This is a genomic window from Clostridioides sp. LIBA-6822 (assembly GCF_056688955.1).
Genome location: NZ_CP196995.1, coordinates 3491968 through 3515563 on the forward strand (window position 1 = coordinate 3491968; position 23596 = coordinate 3515563).

Annotated in this window: 23 protein-coding genes; 2 read left to right on the top strand and 21 right to left on the bottom strand. The window is 28.0% G+C overall.

What is annotated here, in order from left to right; translation table 11 throughout:
• Positions 1-116: 116 nt before the first annotated feature.
• From ACTG48_RS16605 to adhE, 11 genes are all read right to left on the bottom strand, one after another.
• Complete coding sequence (locus ACTG48_RS16605; protein ID WP_009893746.1) at positions 117-434, bottom strand: V-type ATP synthase subunit F; 318 nt, start codon at positions 432-434, stop codon at positions 117-119.
• Complete coding sequence (locus ACTG48_RS16610; RefSeq protein WP_479917435.1) at positions 427-1404, bottom strand: V-type ATP synthase subunit C; 978 nt, start codon at positions 1402-1404, stop codon at positions 427-429. The genes ACTG48_RS16605 and ACTG48_RS16610 overlap by 8 nt, the downstream gene beginning before the upstream one ends.
• Before the next feature lie 14 nt (positions 1405-1418).
• Complete coding sequence (locus ACTG48_RS16615; protein ID WP_021385844.1) at positions 1419-1982, bottom strand: V-type ATP synthase subunit E; 564 nt, start codon at positions 1980-1982, stop codon at positions 1419-1421.
• 51 nt (positions 1983-2033) lie between these two features.
• Positions 2034-2525 carry a V-type ATP synthase subunit K gene (locus tag ACTG48_RS16620; protein WP_021385913.1) on the bottom strand — a complete coding sequence of 164 codons (492 nt, stop codon included), beginning with the start codon at positions 2523-2525 and terminating at the stop codon, positions 2034-2036.
• Positions 2526-2527: 2 nt separating this feature from the next.
• Positions 2528-4453 (bottom strand): V-type ATP synthase subunit I, encoded by a 1926-nt coding sequence (locus tag ACTG48_RS16625; RefSeq protein WP_479917436.1) that lies wholly within the window; start codon positions 4451-4453, stop codon positions 2528-2530.
• A 1-nt stretch (position 4454) separates the two neighbouring features.
• A complete protein-coding gene (locus tag ACTG48_RS16630; protein WP_021385841.1) occupies positions 4455-4766 on the bottom strand; it encodes a hypothetical protein in 312 nt (103 codons plus the stop codon).
• Positions 4767-5395: 629 nt separating this feature from the next.
• Complete coding sequence (locus ACTG48_RS16635; RefSeq protein ID WP_021385846.1) at positions 5396-5671, bottom strand: hypothetical protein; 276 nt, start codon at positions 5669-5671, stop codon at positions 5396-5398.
• A gap of 94 nt (positions 5672-5765) precedes the next feature.
• Positions 5766-7175 carry a L,D-transpeptidase family protein gene (locus tag ACTG48_RS16640; RefSeq protein WP_479917437.1) on the bottom strand — a complete coding sequence of 470 codons (1410 nt, stop codon included), beginning with the start codon at positions 7173-7175 and terminating at the stop codon, positions 5766-5768.
• Positions 7176-7550: 375 nt separating this feature from the next.
• Positions 7551-8213 carry a B3/B4 domain-containing protein gene (locus ACTG48_RS16645; protein WP_021385878.1) on the bottom strand — a complete coding sequence of 221 codons (663 nt, stop codon included), beginning with the start codon at positions 8211-8213 and terminating at the stop codon, positions 7551-7553.
• Between the two features lie 246 nt (positions 8214-8459).
• Entirely contained in the window at positions 8460-10685 is a 2226-nt protein-coding gene (locus tag ACTG48_RS16650; RefSeq protein WP_479917438.1) for a bifunctional diguanylate cyclase/phosphodiesterase, read from the bottom strand.
• Positions 10686-10960: 275 nt separating this feature from the next.
• Entirely contained in the window at positions 10961-13615 is a 2655-nt protein-coding gene (adhE, locus tag ACTG48_RS16655; protein WP_479917439.1) for a bifunctional acetaldehyde-CoA/alcohol dehydrogenase, read from the bottom strand.
• 397 nt (positions 13616-14012) lie between these two features.
• On the opposite strand from adhE, the gene ACTG48_RS16660 reads away from it, so the two are divergent.
• Positions 14013-14201: a hypothetical protein gene (locus tag ACTG48_RS16660; protein WP_021385931.1), complete on the top strand. Its 189-nt coding sequence runs from the start codon at positions 14013-14015 to the stop codon at positions 14199-14201.
• Positions 14202-14324: 123 nt separating this feature from the next.
• Here ACTG48_RS16660 and ACTG48_RS16665 read toward each other — a convergent pair whose 3' ends face one another.
• From ACTG48_RS16665 to ACTG48_RS16685, 5 genes are all read right to left on the bottom strand, one after another.
• Positions 14325-14915, bottom strand: a complete 591-nt coding sequence (locus ACTG48_RS16665; protein WP_021385926.1) for a dipicolinate synthase subunit B — start codon at positions 14913-14915, stop codon at positions 14325-14327.
• A gap of 3 nt (positions 14916-14918) precedes the next feature.
• Positions 14919-15794 (bottom strand): dipicolinate synthase subunit DpsA, encoded by an 876-nt coding sequence (gene dpsA / locus ACTG48_RS16670; RefSeq protein WP_479917440.1) that lies wholly within the window; start codon positions 15792-15794, stop codon positions 14919-14921.
• Positions 15795-15869: 75 nt separating this feature from the next.
• Positions 15870-17255: an AMP-binding protein gene (locus ACTG48_RS16675; protein ID WP_479917441.1), complete on the bottom strand. Its 1386-nt coding sequence runs from the start codon at positions 17253-17255 to the stop codon at positions 15870-15872.
• A 3-nt stretch (positions 17256-17258) separates the two neighbouring features.
• Positions 17259-18395, bottom strand: a complete 1137-nt coding sequence (locus tag ACTG48_RS16680; protein ID WP_479917442.1) for a thiolase family protein — start codon at positions 18393-18395, stop codon at positions 17259-17261.
• Between the two features lie 16 nt (positions 18396-18411).
• A complete protein-coding gene (locus ACTG48_RS16685; RefSeq protein WP_479917443.1) occupies positions 18412-18960 on the bottom strand; it encodes a biotin transporter BioY in 549 nt (182 codons plus the stop codon).
• 293 nt (positions 18961-19253) lie between these two features.
• Between ACTG48_RS16685 and ACTG48_RS16690 the strand changes: the two genes are divergently transcribed.
• Complete coding sequence (locus ACTG48_RS16690; protein ID WP_479917444.1) at positions 19254-20033, top strand: hypothetical protein; 780 nt, start codon at positions 19254-19256, stop codon at positions 20031-20033.
• Positions 20034-20218: 185 nt separating this feature from the next.
• Here the strand turns inward: ACTG48_RS16690 and ACTG48_RS16695 are convergent, their stop codons facing one another.
• The 5 genes from ACTG48_RS16695 to ACTG48_RS16715 all read right to left on the bottom strand — a co-directional run bounded on the left by ACTG48_RS16695 (position 20219) and on the right by ACTG48_RS16715 (position 23391).
• The gene (locus tag ACTG48_RS16695; protein WP_479917445.1) at positions 20219-21136 is read right to left on the bottom strand and encodes a putative RNA methyltransferase; all 918 of its coding nucleotides are present in this window, start codon (positions 21134-21136) and stop codon (positions 20219-20221) included.
• A gap of 306 nt (positions 21137-21442) precedes the next feature.
• Entirely contained in the window at positions 21443-21871 is a 429-nt protein-coding gene (locus tag ACTG48_RS16700; RefSeq protein WP_479917446.1) for an N-acetyltransferase, read from the bottom strand.
• A 340-nt stretch (positions 21872-22211) separates the two neighbouring features.
• Positions 22212-22352, bottom strand: a complete 141-nt coding sequence (locus tag ACTG48_RS16705) for a hypothetical protein (RefSeq protein ID WP_479917447.1) — start codon at positions 22350-22352, stop codon at positions 22212-22214.
• A gap of 90 nt (positions 22353-22442) precedes the next feature.
• A complete protein-coding gene (locus ACTG48_RS16710; RefSeq protein ID WP_479917448.1) occupies positions 22443-22568 on the bottom strand; it encodes a WCX domain-containing protein in 126 nt (41 codons plus the stop codon).
• Between the two features lie 52 nt (positions 22569-22620).
• Positions 22621-23391 (bottom strand): helix-turn-helix transcriptional regulator, encoded by a 771-nt coding sequence (locus ACTG48_RS16715; RefSeq protein WP_479917449.1) that lies wholly within the window; start codon positions 23389-23391, stop codon positions 22621-22623.
• Between the last annotated feature and the right edge of the window lie 205 nt (positions 23392-23596).

Here is a 23596-nt window from a genome sequence, read left to right on the forward strand (position 1 = left end):
ATTCTCTCACCTGCAATCATATACTTTATCAAAATTTAAATACTCCCTCCTATATTTTATCAATACATACCTTTAGCACTAATAAAATTTGAGATTGTCTTTTATTCAACTTCCATTTATTCTTTAAATAATATATCTGCACCTATAGCACGTTTACTAGATTCTCTTACTTCATTCATACCTAATCCCATACTTCCTCCAATACCTGGAATAACTATAATAGCAGGAAGTTGGTAGTCTTTGTATTTTGCTATTGATTCTTTTGCAAGCAATGATGCCTGTTCTGTAATATAAATTATCGCATACTCATCTTCAACCAACTTATGTATACTTTTTTTAATTTCGTCACTATCATAGGCTGGGAAGATATCTATTCCAAGAGCTAAAAATCCCATGATGCTATCTTTATCTCCAACTACTCCTACCTTATACATAAGCATCCCTTAGCCTTTCTTTTATAGTATCTGCGTCTATATTATTAAGCTTACTAGTCAAAATAATTCTTATTGTTTTTATCTCTGATTCTTTAGCATATAAATAAGCAATTAATGGTTCTAATGTAAGAGGTTTAAATTTTGCTTCTCTAACATATTCCATAAGATAGTCATCACAAAGTTTTTCAAAGACAGTGAATCCACTACCCATACCTTTTTTACAGACATCAGAGTAAGAAGTAGATTTAAAACATGATGCTGGAGTGTCTGAAGAAAAAGCTTCTAAGAATTTTTCCTTATCAAGTGACCCCCCTGAAACAAACACATTCATAAACATCTGAAAATCTTTATTCATATTTTTAACTCTTATAAAACTTTTTAGATTTGTTAAATCACAAACTTTCATAACATAATCTATTACAAATTTGTTTTGACTTTCTTTAGCAGTCTCTCTCATACTAGAAAAAGTCGCTTTATCTAAAGCAATATCAACCATTTGACCATTTTGTGTCTTACTATAAACATCAAATGCCTCTACTATGGCGGCTTCCATTATCTTAGGTAAATCACTAAAACTACGATTTGCTAAAGATTCTCTAAGCTTAACAAGAGGAATTGTACCTCCATCAATCAAATATTTTTCACCATCTACACCAGAAATTTCTTCTTTAATCAGCACTTTTAAGTTGTGATAGTCATTTTTATAAAGAAATACATCAACAAATTTTTCTTCAGGAGCTAGACCTTTAAGAATTTCATATGTCTTTGATAATTCTTGAGTCAAAATATTCTCAAAATTATGGATATTATTATTTGCTGTATCCACATAACCTGCTTCAGCTATAATTCTTAAAGAGTCTTCAGGGCTTTTGGCTTCTGCCATTTGAATAAACATTTGTCTGTTAAGAAGCTGTTTTTCAAGCACTCTTATTCGTGCCACGGCATAGGGATAAGTTTTTTCTTCTGCCATTTTTTAACCCCTCCTTAATTAAACAAAATTTCTGCTGCAATTTGTTCAATATCTTCATGTTCTACTGCAATTATGGCTTCAAATGAATAATTGTACTCAATGTCACCTTTTTTAACTATGAAGCCTCCAGTAATATCTCTGATTTCATCAGACACTTTAATGCCTTTTTTTGATAATACATCTTTTAATGTTTTTTTGTCCTTTTTAGATAACACTATCTGTGAATCTTCTGTACAATTTGATTTTTCAATCATATTTAATATAATCTCTTCATATTCACTATCTTTAAGATTTAAAAGTTTATTTTTAGCTTCTAAGATTACTTCTTCTAAAATCTCTTGTTTTTTTGATAATATTTGTTTTTTAGCCTCCATATAAGCTCCTGATATTTCCTTAGAAGCTGCTTTTTCTGCTTCTGCCTCTGCAAGCTTTGTATAGGAAGCCATTTCCTTTTCAGCTTTTTCATTAGCTGAATTTATTTTTGAATCTGCCTCACTCTTAGCTTTATCCAATATTTCTTGTGCTTCTTGCTTGGCATCAGCTATAATTCTGTCAATCATTTTTTGTTCATTACCCATAGGAGTGCTTCCTCCTTTTCATTTTTTTTACTTATGAATTATACTCTATATTTAACCAACTGCAATTCCATTGTAAGCTAAGAAAGAAACAAGTAGTCCTAAAAGCGCATATGTTTCAACTATCGCTGCAAATGTTATAGCCTTACCAAGTTCTTCAGGTCTTTTAGCAACTATTCCAACCCCTGCTGCTGCTGCCTTACCTTGTGCAATACCTGACACTAAACCAACTAAACCAATTGGAAGTCCTGCCATAAGAAGTTGTAAACCTTGAGCTGATGTTGGTATTGCGTCTCCCCCAATAATTCCTGCTTTTGATAAAATAAGGAAAGCTATGATAAATCCATATAGACCTTGTGTACCAGGAAGAAGTTGTAAAACTAGAAGTTGACCGAATTTACTAGGGTCTTCTGTTACAACACCTGCTGCGGCTTGACCTGCTATTGAAGTACCCTTAGCAGAACCCATACCTGCAAATAATGCTGCTATAGCAGCTCCTGATATTGCCAAAAATTGACCATTTCCTAACGCGTTTAAAAATTCCATATTTACATCTCCTTTTTATTAATGCTTGTATATTTTGTTTTATACTTAAACGGAACAAAAGGAACTCCTCCGCCTTCATAAAACTTGTTGAAAAATTCTACATACTGTAACCTACTTGTATGAACATATGCACCAAGTGCATTTATAAGAAGGTTTATTGTGTGTCCTACAACACCAATTACAACTGCAAATATTGGACCAGCTATAGCCCCTAAAAGATTGATAACCTGCCCTATAACTCCTGTTGTTAGACAAAGTGCCATAATTCTTGTATAAGATAATATATCAGCAAAATAACTTGTTATACCATAAAGACTTGAAAATCCTTTGAAAAGCTTAACAGGAACACCTTTAAAGCTTCTTCCTTGAGTAAGAACAAGACCTATAGCACCTATAATTGCTAAATATTTTCCTACTTCAGAAAATACACCTATATCTCCTGCAACAAAAGGTATTATAAGTAGACATACCCCTGTTATACATAAATACCAAAAACCTATATCAAAAATTGCATCTATTACCTTTCCATCTCTTATTAATGTATATGCTTTAATTCCCAAACCTACATATATATGGATAATACCGAACAGTAATGACATTCCCATAAGTACCATAACATCCTCCAAAGGATTGATTAAAGCTTTTATAGGAATTAAATCCCCCAAAATACCCCCGAATATAAGACCCCATATAGTAGTTGAAACTCCGCAAATACCAATAAGTTTAATTAAATTCCCTTCACCTTTTTGCATTTTTGATTTGTATACAATAAATCCACATGCTAGTGCAATTATCATCCCATACGCAGCATCACTTAGCATCATTCCAAAGAATATAACATAAAAGAAAGTCATAATTGTATTTGGGTCAATATCTTTTGTGCTTGGACAGCTGTACATGTTTGTTACACTTTCAAAAGGTGTTACAATTTTATTGTTTTCAAGCAGAATTGGGAAGCCTTCTTCTTTATCTCCTTCCTCTGTCTGAACGCAACAATCAAACTTCTCTGTAATTTCTTTAATTAGTTCTTCTGCTCTTTTACTTGGTAGCCAACCATTAAGACAGAATGTTGTTTTTGTTTTGACAAGCCTCTCTATAATCTTTTTTTGGTCTCTCTCTATAGTGTAAAAATCATATAGATTTTCAAGCATGTGTACACTATCTGCATGGCTTTTAATTTCTTCCGTCTTATCTTTAGAAACGTTTTCCTGTCTAATTATCATTTCATTATATTTCTTAATAGCTTGTGATGGTGTACCTTCTTCATTTGGCAATGCAACTACTGAAAAATTAAATTCTTTTAGAACCTCTAAAGCATTATCAAAAGTTTCTTTCAAAGTAATTAAATAAACATAGTTCATTAATTTATCGGAATTAATAATTCCAAGAACACTTTCTGGTATTTCATCTTCTAATTTTACTCTTAAGGCATCAATATTTGCACTTATAGGTACAGTTCCAAGTATAGTTTTTGTATACTTAGTTTCCATATTCTCAAGAGGAATGTCAAAGTTCACCCATGGTTCTAACATGTTTTTATTGTTATTCAATAGATTTATGTTAGTCCTTATTGTACCTATCTCCTTATGTAGAGTGTTTAACTCTAAAGCTTCAGCATAAATTTGCTCTTCTTTTTCACTATCAATTCTGTTAAACTCTCTTTTTGGTGCAAACATGGCTTTCTTTTGTTTCACTAGTGAAGAAACAATGTTAATTGCTTGATTTACATGAGACATCTTCTGTTCTAGCATTATAACTTCTGATTCTTCACTATCTTTTACAAGATAATTTTTTAATTCCTCCTCCTCAGTAAGAAAGGCACTATCATCAATCTGAACAAACCCACGGTTCATAAGTAGCTTTAAAATCTGGCTTTTTTGAGCTTCTAAGCCAACAATAGATATTTTGTTCATATTAACTATTGCCATATTATCTCACTACCTTTCCAATAACCGCTTCAATTGCCTTACTTTTTCTTTCTTTAGCAGTTTTTTCAATTTTCAGACATTCACTTTTAGCATCAGCTAAGATTTTATCAACCTCCACCTTACTGTCGGTGACTGCCTTCTCAATAAGAGTTTCTTCCATAAGCTTTGCTTGCTTTTTTACATCAGCAAAGATGCTTTCACATTGGTTTACAGCATCAGCTCTGATAGACTCTGCATCAGTAACAGCTTTAACTTTGATACTGTCTGCTGTCTGCTCTGCCTCAACAATGCTTTTTATTATTTCAAAAGCCATCCAAATCACCTCTCTTACCTTTTTACTATGTATATAACCAATTAGATTTTTTTATTCTAATTAGATTACTACCTCATTGTTAAAGTATAAACAGCATTTTTATATAATAATTAATATTTTTCAACGTTTATTTCTTAATAAAACATATTTTAGAATAGTACTTACTTAGATTTATATCCTGTTTTGACTTACTTTTAGACTATGACATGAGTATGATTTTTAAATATCATTATTTTCAATAATTATAATTTAAAGCGATATAGTTTGTCAATAGCGTTATTCTGTTTTAAAATTAACGTTTTATCGACATTTTAAATTTTTATTTTAATTTTTTTCTACATATAATTTTATTTGTTACATATAAAATATTTTTATTTGTTTTTTCAACACTCATAGTACTGAAACTTATTGTTTTTTTTGAATTTTTAGAAATATCTCTCATTATTTCATCTAAGTTTTATAAATCATTGGGCTATATCGATTTTTGTCACCTTATTTTTAGTCTAATTTTTTATATTTACTTAGAAAGAAATTAATATTTTTTAAGATTGATAAAATTTACACTTACATCTGATATTTTTATTTGAACTAGCTATATTAATTTTAAATTGATAACATATACAGTTACTTTATATATTCGACAACATTATGAAAAAATCCTCGTACCAATCACTCCAATCTTCAATAGGATATGCTGCTCCACCATTTACACTCTTCAATAGATTTGATGTATATTCTTCTCCTATAGAAAAAAGCTCACCTACTGTTATATTGTAACCTTTAGATGTAGCCACTTTACAAAATGAATCCATAACATCACGTTGTTCTCTTGTTTTTATAAGCTCTATTTTAAATTTCTCATCTTTTCTGGCTGCTTCTAAAATTTTAATTAACTTTTCATTCATTATATGTTCCTCCTTTTGATAATCATTATATAAAAATGAAGCCATCTTAAAAAAACTAAGATGACTTCACTTAATGTCTATAGTAGTACATTCCTTAATATAAAATAATTGGTGTACCTGGTTCTATATTTTCATATATCTTCTTTGCTTTAGAAAAAGGTGTATTTACACATCCATGCGAACCTGAAGATCTATATATACCTCCACCAAAAGAGCCTCTCCAAGTAGCATCATGAATTCCTATATTTCCATTGAATGGAAGCCAATAGCTTACAGGTGAACTGTAACCTTGCCCAGTTAATGAAACATTTCTAGCTTTATAGTTAAGAGGGTATATACCTGATGGTGTGGCAAATCCTCTACCTAAATCACCTGTTACAACATCTGTTGATACAAGCATCTCTCCATTTTTAAAGAACCACATATGTTGGTTAGAAAGACTAATCTCTACATATGTATTTCCAATATCATCTCTATTACGAGATACAGCTTTTTGTATGTAAATAGGTTCTCTTGTAACATTTTTACCAGCTTTTACAACATCAACCAATGCTTTAGCTTCTTTATTTTTGTCTATCAACCAACCATAAATTCCACCTGAAATTGTAATCTCTTTACCTGTTGCAGTCTTAAATGGTCTTGAATCTCCAAAAGTACTATATTTTTTGCTTAGTCCTCTTGCATATTCAACCATTGCAGCATTATCAAAGCTTATCTCATAATTCTTTTCTGAATCCACCTTTAACCATTTGTTAATCTCAACACCATCTAAAGTTTCCTTACGGTCACTAAAATCATATGTAACAACTACACCAACATACTTATCTAATGTCTTAATAGCTTCTTTCAATTTTTCTGAATCCTTTGTATTGTTTGGTGCTTCATATACCTTATTTTCTTCTAAAGAAATAGAAGTATCTCCAGAATTAATTGATTTTTGTACTAACTTATAAAAATCATCTTTTTTTACTTTGTTTCCAAGTACCTCTGGAACTATAGCATAAGCATTTTTAATACTATCATACTTAGGATAAGCACTCTTAGGTTCTACAACTTTTTTACTATCAAAGCAAGCTAGAGAATTAAATCTTTTTTCTAGTAAATCTTTATTATATGAAAGAGTTACCATATTATTATACTCTTTAGATTTAAATATTCCACCAATCCATCCAAATGCACTCTGGCTATCTTTTATCTTTTGAACTTTATCATCTGGTGTAAACTTCAAATCTATATCCTTTGCTTTTATTTGCTCTTTCTTATTGTTTCTTTCCTCTAAGTTTAAAGTATAAGAACTAGTACTTGATGTTAATAAATCATTTACTTGCTCAACTGTTTTTCCTGAAGCTTTAACCCCATTAATAGTTGTTCCAAAGTAAAAATGATTTCTAAAAAAGATTGCCATTCCTATATAAGCTACAACTAAAACACCTACTACTATAGCTATCTTAACTTTTAGATTTTTTTGCCCACTTTCTTGTTTTACCTCTTTTCCATCAATCATAATTAAATCCTTCCTTACATTATAATTACCTATGTACCTTATTGCTTTTTAAACAAAATCACGTTTGCCTTATTTTATATACCCAAATTACTGTAGTATTATTTACATTTTTAAATATAGAGTTATTTCCATCATACTATTTTATTTTTTAGGTAAAATAGTTATTGTAAATACCTCCTTTCAAAATCCCTTAAATATAGGCTCTGCTATATTAATATATTACCATACTTTTAGGAATCATGGGGATATCTATCTATTTTTGTAACTTTAAACTACTTTTTTAAATAAAAGAAAATAATTATTTATTAGTTTACTTATCTTAAATTATTTCTTAAACATTATATTCCAATCTAACATAACGTTGTTATATACATTCTATTTAATTATCTTAGTCTCTATATCTTTTCCATCTGCATATTCTTTTAGTAATTCCTTAGCATAATCAAAATATTCTTCAATATCAGATTCTTGACTAAAAGAAAATATACAAATCAGTATTTCATTTGCGTCTTCTGTTATCATTGCTCTCTCAGAGTCACTAGTTGGACTTCCAAATTTACCTAGTGAATCAGATAATATAGGAAGATTTTCTATATTTATTAATTCTTTTCCAATACCTTTATACTGTTCACCTTCGTCTCCTACAGTAAAACATACTGGTGAATGTAATTTACTTACATTATATGTACCTACTGGATACAACGATTTTATTGATATTAGATTATTTATTTCAACTATATTATTTATTGTGTAAAGACCTTTCCCTTGGATAATTCTTCTAATTAATGCTTCTGAAGACGTTCTATATCTACTTGGATTTTTACCAAGTTCTTTATAAGCATTTCTTGCATCTTTAATCTTATCCAATTTTGTAATGTCTTCAACTTTTAGACTTTGATTTAAAATGTCACAAAACTCGTTTATCTTGTTAATTAATTTTTCTGAGCTCTTATTTACTGCTACTTTTGCTTGGATACAGCCTAACTTCGCATCAGGCCATCTTTCCTTAAGTTTTTTATCAATACTTACATCTATCATACTTAAACAACTCCTATACACTGAATTTTTATTAAAGTTTTTATCATCTATACATTATAGTACTATTCTTTTGTTAATAAAATGTTTATTAGCAAAATAATTTATTTTTAATACAATCTTTGTAAAAAACTATTACTTTTCCCTTATATAGTCTGCATATGACCAAAAATCAAAAAACACTAATTATTTAACAAGAATTTACTAAACTCAAGTATCTATAATAGTGTTTTATATAAAATTTAAATTTCAATCTTGCAATAAACTTATAAAATTTATACCTGGCATTGGTCTTGCAAAATAGAATCCTTGGACTAAATCACATCCGAATTGCTTCATTAGCTCAGCTTGAGCCTTACTTTCAACACCCTCTATAGTTACAATTAAGTCTAGGGATTTAGCTAGAGATACTATAGATTTTGCTATATTACGACTTCTCTCATCATTTTCTATACCATCAAGAAAAGATTTATCTAATTTCAGTACATCAATTGGCATATCTCTTAAACAACTAATGGAAGAATATCCTGTCCCAAAATCATCCATAGAAATAGAAAATCCATACTTTCTTAACTCATTTAAGACATTCTTCAAAATATTTAATTCATTCATAGCTACAGTTTCTGTTATCTCCAGCTCAATTAAATCTGAATTTATATTATATTTTTGTATAGTACTATTAATAAATTTTACGATATCTGGTTGGTACAATTCAACTCTAGATAAATTCACTGAAACTGGAACTATACTTTTACCTTGTTTTTTCCAGTCAGATAAATCTATACAGACTCTCTCAAACACAAATCTCCCAATTTTTAAAATCAATTGACTTTTCTCTGCTATAGGTATAAATATTGCTGGACTTATAAATCCATATTCTGGGTGATTCCATCGTATTAATGCCTCACTACCTATCATTTCACCATTTACAAGTGAAAACTTAGGTTGATAATATACATCAAATTGATTTTTTACTAAGGCTGTTTTTATATCATCTAAAATAATTGATTCTTCACTAAGCTTATTTCTAACATCCTCATTATAAATAGCATAATTTATATTTTTACCTTTAGCAACAGACCTAGCCATATTTGCCTTATTTACAGCCTTTTGAATATCTACTTCTCCTTCTTCTACAAAGTAAATCCCAACACACAGAGAAATTTCAAATACTGTATTTAAATTACTTTCAATATTATTTCGTATATTATCAAGTTTTCTTATAATTTTATCTCTTCCCTTTTTATAGTCACAGAAAATTGAAAAATAATCACTCGAAAGTCTTGCATATATTTCGCCTTCTGTTAGTTCCTCTTTTAAAGCCCTTGCTATTGTGATTAACAGATTGTCACCAAATTCGTATCCAAAAGTATCATTAATCATCTTAAAATTATTAATATCAAAATATACTATAATATAGTTTAAAGATGGTTTATTTAAAAGATATTTACTACACTCCTTATAAAACTTATTTTGATTTCCTATATGAGTAATCTTATCTTCATAAGCCAAACTTAATATTTCTTTTTCATTAGATTTTTTTATATACATTATATAGAAAATAATTGTAATAAATACAAATATAATAAATAATACTGCATATACAGCTCTCTTAATAATTTGCTCTGAATTCTTGAATATAACACTTTCTGGAACTGAAAAAATCAAGTTCCAATCCTTTATATAGTTATTTTTTTCATTTCCATTATCCATAGTGGCATATCCTAGATATCGTCTTTCTCTTGAGATTGTTAATATTGTTGCACCTGTTTTATTTTCTTCTAATTTTTTATTTAAATCATTTACCTCTTTAATATCATTATCCTGTTTTAATAATTCATAAATATTTTTTGATAGTCTGTCCTGTTGAGGATGAAGTATAACTTTCCCATCATTTTTTACAACATAAGATATACTATTATCTTCATAAAAAGATACATTTATAAGTTTCATTAAAGTATTGATATCATAGGTACAATATAAAACTCCAACTATTTTATCATTATTTAATATTGGCACTGATATAGTAATCTTTTTTACAGATTTATTTACTTCATCAACATATGGACTTGAAACATAATTTTTACCTTTAATTGAGTTTTTGAAGAATTCTTTATCCTTAACTGAAAACTTGTTACCCTTAGTATTTTCTGTATTACCATTTATATCAACTATTGCCATGGTGTAAAATTTTTGATTTTCCATTTCATCCAAAAGCTTTTTTATTTTTTCTTCATTAGATATGTTTGGATTCGAAGCATAATAACTTGAAAAAATATTTAAAACATCTAAATCTTTTTCAATTTGTCTCTGGGCTAATTGAGAACCTTGTATTGCAACTTCTTTTATATGTACTTCTGCTTCTGATATAAGAAGATTTTTTGTATTTTCTATATAGATATACCCCATTATCAGAAATACTGATGTCAACAAAAGAATTATAATTAATGTAACACTCTTATTTCTCTTCGTCATTCTTCTCCTCCCCTAATTAGTCACTACTTTATATAGCTAACATACCTTATTTAATATAAATTTATCATTTATGTTATATACAAATATACCCAAATACCATATATAAAACCAATCTAATTATCATATAAAACATTCTTTAACTATTATAATAACACTATTTAATTGAATTTTGAATTAAAGAATAAAAACTATTCATTTTTCCAAATAAAAATCCCTTATACAGTAAAATTTTATCTCATGTATAAGGGATTTTATTTTATATATTTTTTAATAATTTATCTTCCATAATATGAATTTAAATACATATTTTTTATTTCATTCATAAGAGGATATCTTGGATTTGCTCCTGTACATTGGTCATCAAATGCTTGAATTACCATTTCATCTATTGAATCCATAAACTTAGATTCTTCAATACCAAATTCTTTTATAGTTTTAGGAATGCCAACTTTACATTTTAATTCTTCAATAGCTACTAGTAAGCTTTGGAATTTCTCTTCATCAGAATTTCCTTTTAAACCTAAGAATGAAGCTATTTCAGCATATCTCTTTAAAGCTTCTGGGTATTTATATTGAGAAAATGCCCCCATTTTCTTTGGTGCATCTGAAGAATTAAATTTCATAACCTCTGTTATTAAAAGAGCATTTGCAACTCCATGTGGTACATGATGGAAAGCACCTAACTTATGAGCCATAGAGTGGCAAACACCTAAAAATGCATTTGCAAAAGCCATACCTGCCATTGTAGAAGCATTTGCCATTTTTTCTCTAGCTTCTGGGTCTTTTGCTCCATTATCATATGCACGTGGAAGATATTCAAATATACTCTTAATAGCTTGTAGTGCTATACCATTTGTATAATCAGTTGCAAGCATAGATACATATGCTTCTAATGCATGAGTCAAAGCATCTATACCAGAAGCAGAAGTTAAACTTTTTGGCATATTCATCATCATATCAGAATCAACTATGGCCATATTTGGCATTAATTCATAATCAGCTAGTGGATATTTTACCCCTGTGTCTTGGTCAGTTATAACAGCAAATGGTGTTACTTCTGAACCAGTCCCTGCTGATGTTGGTATTGCTACGAAATTGGCCTTTTCACCCATTTTAGGGAATGTATATACTCTTTTTCTTATATCCATAAATCTCATAGCTAGGTCTTGGAAATCTACTTCTGGATGTTCATACAATGTCCACATTATTTTCCCTGCATCCATTGCGCTTCCTCCACCTATAGATATTATTACGTCTGGATTAAATTCGCTCATAGCTTTAGCACCTATCTTGGCACATTCCAAAGTTGGGTCTGGCTCTACTTCAAAGAATGTAGTATGTTTAATATTCATTTCGTCTAATAAGTCAGTAACTGCTTTAGTATACCCATTATTGTAAAGGAATGTATCTGTTACAATAAAAGCTCTCTTTTTATTCATTACATCCTTAAGTTCTTTTAGTGCTACTCCTAAACAACCCTTTTTGAAATAAACTTTTTCTGGTGCTCTAAACCAAAGCATATTTTCTCTCCTCTCAGCTACTGTCTTAATATTAAGTAAATGCTTAACTCCTACATTTTCAGATACTGAATTTCCACCCCAAGACCCACATCCTAAAGTAAGAGAAGGAGCTAGTTTAAAATTATATAAATCACCTATACCACCTTGAGAAGAAGGAGTATTAATTAAAATTCTGCAAGTTTTCATAGCTGAAGTAAATTTATCAAGTTTTTCTCTTTGATTTACATCATCGATATATAATGAAGATGTATGCCCAAATCCACCATCTTCAACTAACTTTTCTGCTTTTCTAACTGCATCATCAAAATCATTTGCTTTGTACATTGCAAGTACTGGTGAAAGTTTCTCATGAGCAAAAGCCTCTTCTAATTCAACTGATTCTACTTCACCTATTAAAACTTTAGCATCTTCTGGAACTTCAAAACCTGCAAGTTTTGCTATTGTACAAGCTGTCTGACCAACTATTTTAGAGTTTAATCCTCCATTTACCAAAATTACATTTCCCATTTTCTCTGTTTCATCTTTATTTAATAAATAAGCTCCACGCTCTTTAAATTCTTTTTTAACTTCATTATATACATTTTCTAATACTATAACTGATTGTTCAGAAGCACATATCATACCGTTGTCAAAAGTCTTAGACACAAGAATTGAGTTTACAGCAGTTTTTATGTCTGCGCTATCATCAATTATTGCTGGTGTATTACCTGCTCCAACTCCAATAGCTGGCTTTCCAGATGAATATGCTGATTTAACCATTCCAGGTCCTCCTGTAGCAAGAGTTAAATCTACCTCTTTCATAACAGTTGTAGTTAATTCTAAAGAAGGTTCGTCTATCCATCCAATTATACCTTCAGGTGCTCCAGCTAAAACAGCCGCCTCAAGAACTACTTTTGCAGCTTCTATAGTAGAATTCTTTGCTCTTGGATGTGGAGAGAAGATTATCCCATTTCTAGTTTTAAGTGCCAATAGTGCTTTAAATATAGCAGTAGAAGTTGGATTAGTTGTAGGTACAACAGCTGCAATAACACCTATTGGTTCAGCAATTTTAGTCATACCAAATGCCTCGTCTTTCTCTATTACGCCACAAGTTTTTGTTTCTTTATATGCATTATATATATACTCTGAAGCATAATGATTCTTTATGACTTTATCTTCAGCAATTCCCATACCAGTTTCTTTTTGTGCCATTATAGCTAAAGGAACTCTTTGCTTATTAGCTGCTAAAGATGCTGCTAAAAAAATCTTATCTACTTGCTCTTGAGTATATGTGGCAAATTTTTTTTGAGCCTCTCTAATTTTTGCTAATTTTTTAACTAAAGTTTCAACATTATTTACAACACCTACATTAATTGACATAACCTCATCTCCCTTTATATTTTCTATTATATCCTGTTCTTTATTGGACATTTTGACAACCTCCTAGAATAGTATTTTTTGCTTAAATGTTAATTTATTAACAGTATAACATCTTCTCTTTCTATTTTCAAGTTATTTTTTTAACATTTTATTTTTATTTAAAATAATCTTACTTGTTCCACTAATACTCTAGTTTACGAATCATTAGTTTCATTATATATCACTTTATTTTTTATGTAGATTATAGAAATTTTCATCTTAAAACTTAATGATAACGTTATTATTTTAACATGAATATTTTGCGTTTTTCTTATGAATAAAAATATATACAGATAAGTTTTTTCAATGTAGTATAATTAAACATATAAATTCACAAGTCTTATATAATACGAAATAAGGTATAGTTAATACAGTAAAAATAAACTTAAAGTTCATAGGAGGAATACGGATGAAAAAATTAAAAATAATCAGCATTTTATCTTTAATTATAAGTACAATTTTAATGATTGTAGGTATTGCAGTAGTAGCTTATTATGTAGATAATTTATTTATTAGAGGACTATCAGTATTTATCTTGATTATGTCTGCTTGTTTTGTATCAAGTACAGTGAGATTAATATTTAAAGAAGCAAAGTAATATAAATTCCAGTTTATAAATTAGATTAGGTAAATATTTTAATAAATTATAGAATAAAATCCAGCAAATAATATTGCTGGACTTTATTAATATTACATACAATACATATATCACACCACTAATCTATTGATGTGGGCTTTTTATAACAGGCTGTAATTGCTTATTTTCTAGAGCAAGTTCTATAGTTGGAACTATTAATTCCGTATGTGCAATCATAGAATTAGGCTTTGCTTTACAGTTGTCTTGGCCAAAAGGTACAAAATATATGTTTTTAGAATTAAGGAGAATACCAATATTTTTGAAATTAAAGCTTAGAGCATCATTCGTTGATATTGATATTACTAGTGGTTTATCATTACGAAGATGACCTTTAGCTGCCATCAATACTGGTGAATCCGTAATACCATTTGCTAATTTTGCAGCAGTATTTCCAGTACAAGGTGCTATTATTATAATATCAGCAATTCCTTTAGGTCCAAATGGCTCTGCCTCTTCAATCGTAACGATAGGTTTATTACCTGTAAGTTCATATGCTTTTTTCATAAACTCTTCAGAATTTCCAAATCTACAATCGATATTTTGTGATACATCTGAAAATATAGTGTGTACATTTGCTCCTTCTTTAACCAAATTCTCCAACTCTATAAATATTTTATCATAAGTACAAAACGAACCAGTAAATCCTACTCCAATTGTAAGTCCTTTAAGTCTCATTTTCTAATCCCTTCTTTCATTTATAATATTTTCTATAGCGTTAACAAGAATTTCACCAGATGTCTTTGGTGAGTATTTACCAGGAAGCCCAGGACAAAGAGTCGCATTAATACCTATATCTTTCGTAACAGAGTAATCCACTCCACCAGGAGAAGAAGCTATATCAATAATAGTTACTTCTTGTGATACTTTTTCCAGTCTTTCTTTTGTTAAAATACATTCCGGTATAGTATTAAAAATATAATCAAACTGTAAAAGTTTATCATCAAGTTGATTCAAGGAAATACTAGAATATCCAAATGCATTAGCCGTACTTATTGCATCATTCTTTCTTGCCCCAACACATACATTTGCGTCTAAAGAGTATAATTTTTTGGCAAGTATTTGTGCACATCTTCCAAAACCTAATACTAAGCAGTTGCTTTGATGTATATTAATTATACTTCTTTTAATAGCTTCTGCTATGGCTCCTTCAGCTGTAGCAACTGCATTTAAAATAGCAACATCATTCATTTTCATAAAATCATAAATCTGAATAGAGTGTTGCTCACAAAATTTACAAACTTTAGTTGGTATATTACCTCCAAACAATATTTGATTAGGAGATAAATTAATTAGCAAGTTATCAATAGTTGCATCTAGGCAACCATCAGTATTTTCAATGTTAACTTGATTCTTTGTAAATGGAATTGGACATAAAATAATGGAACTTTTGGATAGTGCCTCAGCTAGTGAAGTTGCTTTTCCAACGATTCCATTTATGATTTCATTTGATATTCCATAAGTGACTACAGAATACCCTTTATTAATTAGTTTTTTTACCATGTACACTTGTCGCAGGTCTCCCCCGATAACAGTTATATCGTATTGATTTGACATATTGTAAGCCTCCTTTACTATATACAATATGTTTTTATCAATATATTGGTTCACTAAAATTACTAAATATTATACTTATAATATTTTTAATAGTGCTAATCTATCTATCTTTTCAGAAGAGGTATATGGAAATGAATTTAAAAAGATAACTTTTCTTGGGATTTCATTTTTTATTAGATTCTTTCTCATTTTAATCAATAAATCTTTTTTTGTAATTTTATCTATAATTGTTACAAATAATGCAATTTGACTTCCTCTTATGGAGTCTGAATATGGTAATACAACTGCGTTCTCAATTTGAGGAATTTTTTTCACCTCATTTTCAACTTTAGTAGAGCTAACTTTAAATCCTCCAATATTTACAATATCATCATTTCTTCCTTCAAAGATTAAGTATCCATCATCATCAAAATATCCAACATCATTTACAGAATAAGGTTTTGTTGCATTATATACTGCATATTTTGTATTTACAAAAATCTTTCCATCTGTAACATATACATCTATTTCTGGAAATGGTCTACCTACGCTTAAAGGTTTCTTAATTAATTCATCATAACATAAGTATGTAATGTAATTTAATTCACTTGCTCCATAATATAAAATAATTTCAGATTTTGGCATATAGTATTTTAAACTTTTTGCAGTATTTTCAAACAATAATTGAGAACCTGTGAAAATACTTACAACATTGAGTATTGCTTCTTCTAAGTGTTTAGCCAAGAGTTGAAGCTTTGTAGGTACGAGGTATATGTTAGTTATATTGTATTGTTTTATTGTTTTTATCCATGACTTACAGTTTAGACCCGAATTTATTACAACACTTCCACCTTCATATAATACTGATATTAAAGAATTTAGATTTCCTGTAAAACTCAATGTCCCATTAATAAACAAAATTGATTCCTCAGATATATTAAAAATATCATTTTGGGTAGGAAAGAATCCAACCCAACTCTCATATGTTCTATACAATACTTTTGGAACACTTGTAGAACCTGAAGATAAAACTCCCATACATATATCTTTATCTAGATAGTTTGTAGGAGTATTATATTGATACATATATATATTAACTTTAGGATTAGATATAGAAAAATTAGTTTTCTTTACTTTTTCATTATCATCAGATAAATTAATGTTGTCCATAGTCTCATCGGATATAATTATTGAAATATTATTTTTTATTATAATGTCATTCAATACTTTTTTAGAAAGATTATAATGACAAATAATAGGTATATTTTTTGAATAATTAATTGCGAAAAAGCTCATTAACTGAAACATTATACTTTTAGAATATATTAAAATAGGTACATTCTCACCTACAGAAATTTGTTTTCCAAGTTTTTCACTATAACTTAACATATTTTCATAAGTATGTTTTTCTCCATCTACAATTAAAAAATCTTTACTTTTATTACTATTTTTCTTTATTTTTAGAAGTTCATAGTAGTTCATAATCTACACCCTTTCAATCAATAAGGCTGAACCCAAGCCACCAGCTGCGGCTATAGAACAAATTCCATATCTACCATTAATCTTTTCTAATGCTTTTAAAAGATGTAATGCAATAATTGCACCTGAAGCACCGTATGGATGACCATAGGCTAAAGCTCCACCAAATACATTATATCTATCAATCAATTCTGGATACTTTCTTTGAAATAGCACATCTATAACTGCAAATGCTTCATTAAATTCAATAGCAGATATATCTAGGTAATTAATTTTTTCTATTTCTAAAATTTTCTCCATTGCTTTTATAGCAGATGTTGGACTTAAATTTGCATCTGTTCCTATTGTACAGGCATTAACAATCTTTGCTTTAGGTTTCTTTTTTGTATTTTCTATGTATTTTTTAGAGCATAGTACAATAAATGAAGCTCCATCATTAATGAGACATGAATTTGCTGCATTTATAATAGTTCCTTTTCCTAAAATAGATGGTACTCTATCTAATAATCTTTGACTCATCTTGTCACGTATACCTTCGTCATAAGTATTATTATCTATAGGATATATAATATCTTCAAGCACTTTATCTTCTCTAGCCTTCTTTGCTCTTTTATGACTTTCTTTCACCCAAAAATCTAACTCTGTTTTCTCAATTTGATACAACTTTGCTACTCTTTCTGCGCCTTCTAGCATACTATTTTCACTATTATCATCAGGAGAGAATTGAGCAACTGTATAATTAGAATTATTTATATCATATCTTTTATCATTTTTATGGTATGTACGCATTGGTTGCAGAGAGCTACTTTCAAATCCACCAGCAATAATTAAATCACACTGCCCAGATTTAATTTTTGAAAATGCTATCTCTATACTCATCATAGCAGAGGCACACTGCATATCTACAGTAAAAGCAGGTACTTCATTTGAAATTCCTGCTGTTAAAGTCATTAATCTTGCTATATTGCCACCTGTTCCAACCGCATTTCCACATATAACCTCATCAATTTTATCAATTTCATATTTTTCAATTAGGTGTTTTAATACACTTGCACCCAAAGATTCTGGTTGAACAAATTGAAAGATTCCATTTTTTAGACCTATATGACTTCTAAGTCCTCCTAATATAAAAACATCTTCCATATATTCTATTCCCTCCTTACAGTAGATTTCTTTTTAATACATTGTTTAATTTAACACCTAAAAAAGATGCAATAACTGCTTTTATTGTATCTCCAATTAAAAATGGTACTACAGCTGCAAAAAGTGCTGCTTCTACTGTCATTTGATTAAAATAACACATAAATACTGTTCCCATAAAATATATAATAGGCATACCAATAAAAATTGTTATTGGTATATATCTTTTAATATCATTATTTTTTCCTTTAAATAGACTAATAATTAATGCTGCGAACAAAAATCCAAAATAAAAACCACCTGTTGGGCTTAACAATTTTCCAATCCCAGATGCTCCTCCACCAAATACTGGTATTCCAATCAAACCTATCATTATATATACACCAACTGTGCTAAATGCTTGTCTTGGTGTTAAAATCAAAGCTATTAGATTTATCATTATTGTTTGTGCTGTTACTCCTGCTGGTGTAAATGGCAATGGTATATATATATAGGATGATATACATAACAATGCTACACATATTGACATTTTAGTTAAATCTTGAATATTTACTTTAGTATTTTTCATTTTTATAATTCCCTTCATACGTTTTATTCAATTTAGTTTATATGTACATGTACAAAGTTTCTATTAAAGCTTTGTTTTAGTATAAAAGAAAGACGTTTTTTTGTCAACTCAAAATAAATTATAGGTTTACATTTTATTTTTAAGTAAACTTTAGACTAATGCTTTATATTTTAATGGTTATTTATAAAACTTTATTTAGAAACTAACCTATTTTGTCTATACTTGTAAATTATAATATGATATATTTTTATATGAGATTTTATTTTATATAAAAATAATAAGGAAGTGATGATATGGAAATTAATGAAAATAATTTAAATAACATAGATGAAGAGTTAGATGAACTTAGTAAGAAAGTTTATTTAGATTCGCCAGACTTTTGGATAAGCATTTCAGACAAAGTAATTGATAAAGTGTTTGATGAGATGTTATTATTTTTTGCAGTTAAGTATAATTATTTTAATATATTATACTTTGCTATTGAGAATAATTATATAGATTTGAATATACAATCAAAAAATAAAGAATATCCTAATATAATGAGTCATCTTTTAGATACGGCAAAACAGAATGAAGATAAGAAAATTTATAATTATCTTCTAAGTTTAAATAAAGATGATACTATAGATGAAAACTCAACTTTAGATGATTTGGATTGTAATACTAGTAGTGATAATTTTGAAAAAAAAGATTTCTACATTCCAAAATACTTGTGTCCAAACTGTAATTCTAATATCTTTGATACAGGTTATAAAGTATCAAATGACATAGTATATAAATTCTCTTTTGATAAATCTGAACCTGTTGAAATATCTAGTGAAATTGCTTCCATTAGATGTTGTAATTGTGAAGAACTGTTAGAAAATATTACACCTGACAAATTATATAGTATATGTAAAATCCAAAACTGTAATAATTGTGGTTCTAATTTAACTAAAGTTGGGATTCTTGCAAAGAAAAAAATGGAGTTTGATGAGAATAACGAAGAATTTAAATATGTTTCAACATCTTATTGTTGTGGAAATTGCGACTCTGAAATAAACATGTCTCAAAAAGAACACTTTAAGATTTAACAATTTATCGTTTTAAATAAGAAGAATATTTTATTAGATACTATATAAGTTTTTAAAATATATAAAATAAACATTTTTATAATAATTAAAATTGCTATGAAACCCGACTTTACTAAGCCAGTCTCATAGCAATTTTCTATTGTAAAATCATAATTAAAGTTTAGCAAACTCTTATAAAAATTCTTTTATTTCTTTATAATACCAACTATAACTCTTAAATCGATTGTTATATAAGATATATCTGATTCTAACAACCTTAAAAGCTCTTTTTCATGTAATGATGATGTCAAAGGTGTCATTTTAACTAAATTCCTTAAGTTTAATACATTGATATTAGTCTTATAATTAATTCTATTATCATAAATCAAATCAAGATGCTTTTTAAACACATCTATAATATTTTTATTATTATAATCGCTATTTTTTATGTCTTTCTGTATACTTGTTCTTATTTCTTTTAAATAATTTGACTCTGGGACAATCTTTACTACTATTCCACCATCACTTAAAACTCTTGCAAACTCCTTATAGTTTGCAGGAGAAAGTATATTTAATATTATATTAAACTTACTATCTTGAAGTGGCAGATTTGCTAAATCTGAAATACACCACATAATTTCATTTTCTCCTCTTGTAGCAATAGAAATCCCTTCTTTAGCTATGTCAATTCCAATTAATTTACATCTATTATTAATCTCTTCATCTTCAGATAATTTATTTAAAAAATATCCTTCGCCACATCCTGCATCTAATATATAGTTACTATATTTATTTAAAGTGTAATTTTTGATTATAGACTTTATTTCTTCTATTAAATAATCATACACATTAGAATTATATATTTCATGTCTTGACTCAAATAGCTCTTTATCATAAATAGTTTTTGTATTACTATTTAATAAATTAACATATCCTTTTTTAGATATATCAAAGCAGTGTTTGTTCACACATTTGACACTATTTTTATCAACAGTAACCATATTTGCTTTGCAAAGTGGACATTTAAATACATCTATATTTTCATTAAGTAGTAATCTAGTTGTTTCTATCTTTTTTAGTTTACCAGTATTTTTTTTATTTACATTACTTATATTCTGTTTCATTCCCATAATCTCCTTAAATTTACTATTTAATTTAAATAGCACGAAATTATGGCTACTTGCATAAGATAACTTTTCTAGATTATATAAAATGTGTTATAAGCTGTTGTAAAATAGCCACAATTTGTGCGCTATCCTCTTATTCTAGTGTAATACATAAATGCTCTTTTATTCATTATTTTTCCCCCTATCATTATGTTTATTAATGTCTTAAGTACATGTAATTCACAATTCTAAAAATTTTTTTTAAAATTATGCCTATTAGAATAATAAATATGTTAATTATTATTTTAGTCGAATATATTAACGTTATTTACCATATTCCATTATGTACTCTTTAAATCCTGAATCTTCATTTATTTGCTCTTTTACTATATTAAATCCTTTTTTATTGTAAAATACAACCGCCTTTTTATTGTCTTTATATACTGCTAGACTTAGATTCTTGTATTCTTTAGTTGCATAGTCTAAAAGTTTACCTCCTATACCTAGGTTTTGATAGTTTGAGTTTATAAATAAAGCTCCTATAAAACTTTTATCTATTATGCTTATAAATCCTTTTATTTCTTGACCATCCTCATATACAAATGTATCTGATATAGGTATATATTCGTTTTTGACAGTGTTATAGTTATTTTCCCAGTATTCTTTACTTATAAAGTTGTGTGCTTTGATTGTGCTTTCTTTCCATATTTCCATGATTTTGTTTATATCTTTATCATTTGATTTTCTTATCATAAATTTTATTTCACCTCATTTTTATGTTGATTTTTATTTATAGTATAAGTTTACTTCATTTAGATATGATTTAGTTAATATAAAACTTTAAAGTGTTATATCTTAATTATTTTTATTTTAATCTTTACATACCACTTAGTTAATATAAAATGTCATATGTTGTTAAATGTAAATTTAATGATTCATATCTTTACATACCACTTAGTTAATATAAAACTCCAAAATAGATATAATTGAATATACTACACTCAAGCAATTGATAATATTTATTATACACCTTCAATCCCTTATATTCCAACTGTTAACAACTATTTTAGCATAAATATCGCTCACTGAAAACTTATATAAATATTTCATCATAATGCTTATCAATACCATAACATTTATTTTTAATTGAATTAGGATTTTTTATCTCATAAACATAGATTAAATCCTCACTATTATCAATAATATTTTCTATTTCAGAAATACATTTATGCAACTTTCCATCAGTAATATCGCCTCTCCTAACTAATATATTAACACTAGACTATAAAGTATATCTGTCTAAATATAAAGAGATTGGAAAAAATCAGTAAAGTTTTCTCATTTTTTCAATTTCAGATAATATATCATTCTTAAGCCTCTCAGGTTCTATGACTTCAACATAAGCTCCCATACTTAAAATCCAGCTTTTTATTTCCTTATAACCTCTCATTTTAGCTTTAAATAATATAGATTCTTCATCATACTCACTAATTTGTTGATTATTAACCCTTTTCCCTTACAATTGTTGAAAATGGCTGCTTAATTTTCATAATTATATTAATTTCTTCTCCTTTATAAATACCTATACTATTCTTACTATATTCGCTCCAATTGAAACTTCTATCTACAAGATATTTTTCGTCTAAAACAGTATACTCTTTAATTCTACATAATTTAAAATCTATAAACTTAAGTCTTTTTTCACAAAAAGCTACCATATAGGTATCTGATTTATAGTTAAATAAACAATATGGATGTACAACTCTTTCACTATTTCCAGAATTCAAAGAATAATATTTTATCTTGATTTTGCGTTTTGTTGTATATGCCCTTGTTATTTCACTGAATTTTTCTTTTTCAAACTCATAATTACAATTACGTTGTGCTTGTACTGTGAAATAATCCATATATATATCGCTTTTTTCTCCTGTATTTAATACTGCTTTTATTTTTTCTACAATACTATTAAATTCATTTTTGTAAATATCATTATTGTACTCTAGTTGTGAATTTATCATGTCTAGAATTGAAACTTCACTATCCAATAATTTAATTAGTGAGATACTATTACATTTATCGATTTCATATCCACCATAAATCCCAGGTGTTGAATTTATAAATATACCTGCTTGTTCTAAATATTCCTTATAGCTTTTTATTTGCCTTTCACTTACTTCCAACTCTTCTGCTAGCTCTTTACACTTCATTCTTCCTCTACTTTGAATTAATATCATCATTCTTATTGTATTAGCTAATTTACTAATGAATAACACCTCCTAATAATATTAATTAATATCTTATATTGTTTATTTCTACACATATATACATATAACCTCCTTATGTTTTATGTAAGTAGAATTTTTTACTATTTAGATACTTATTATGACATATTAGTATATAATCTTAATAATTAATACAATAAAAAATATTACTGAAAAAATAAATATTTATAATTCCAGTAATATTAATCAATTTTAA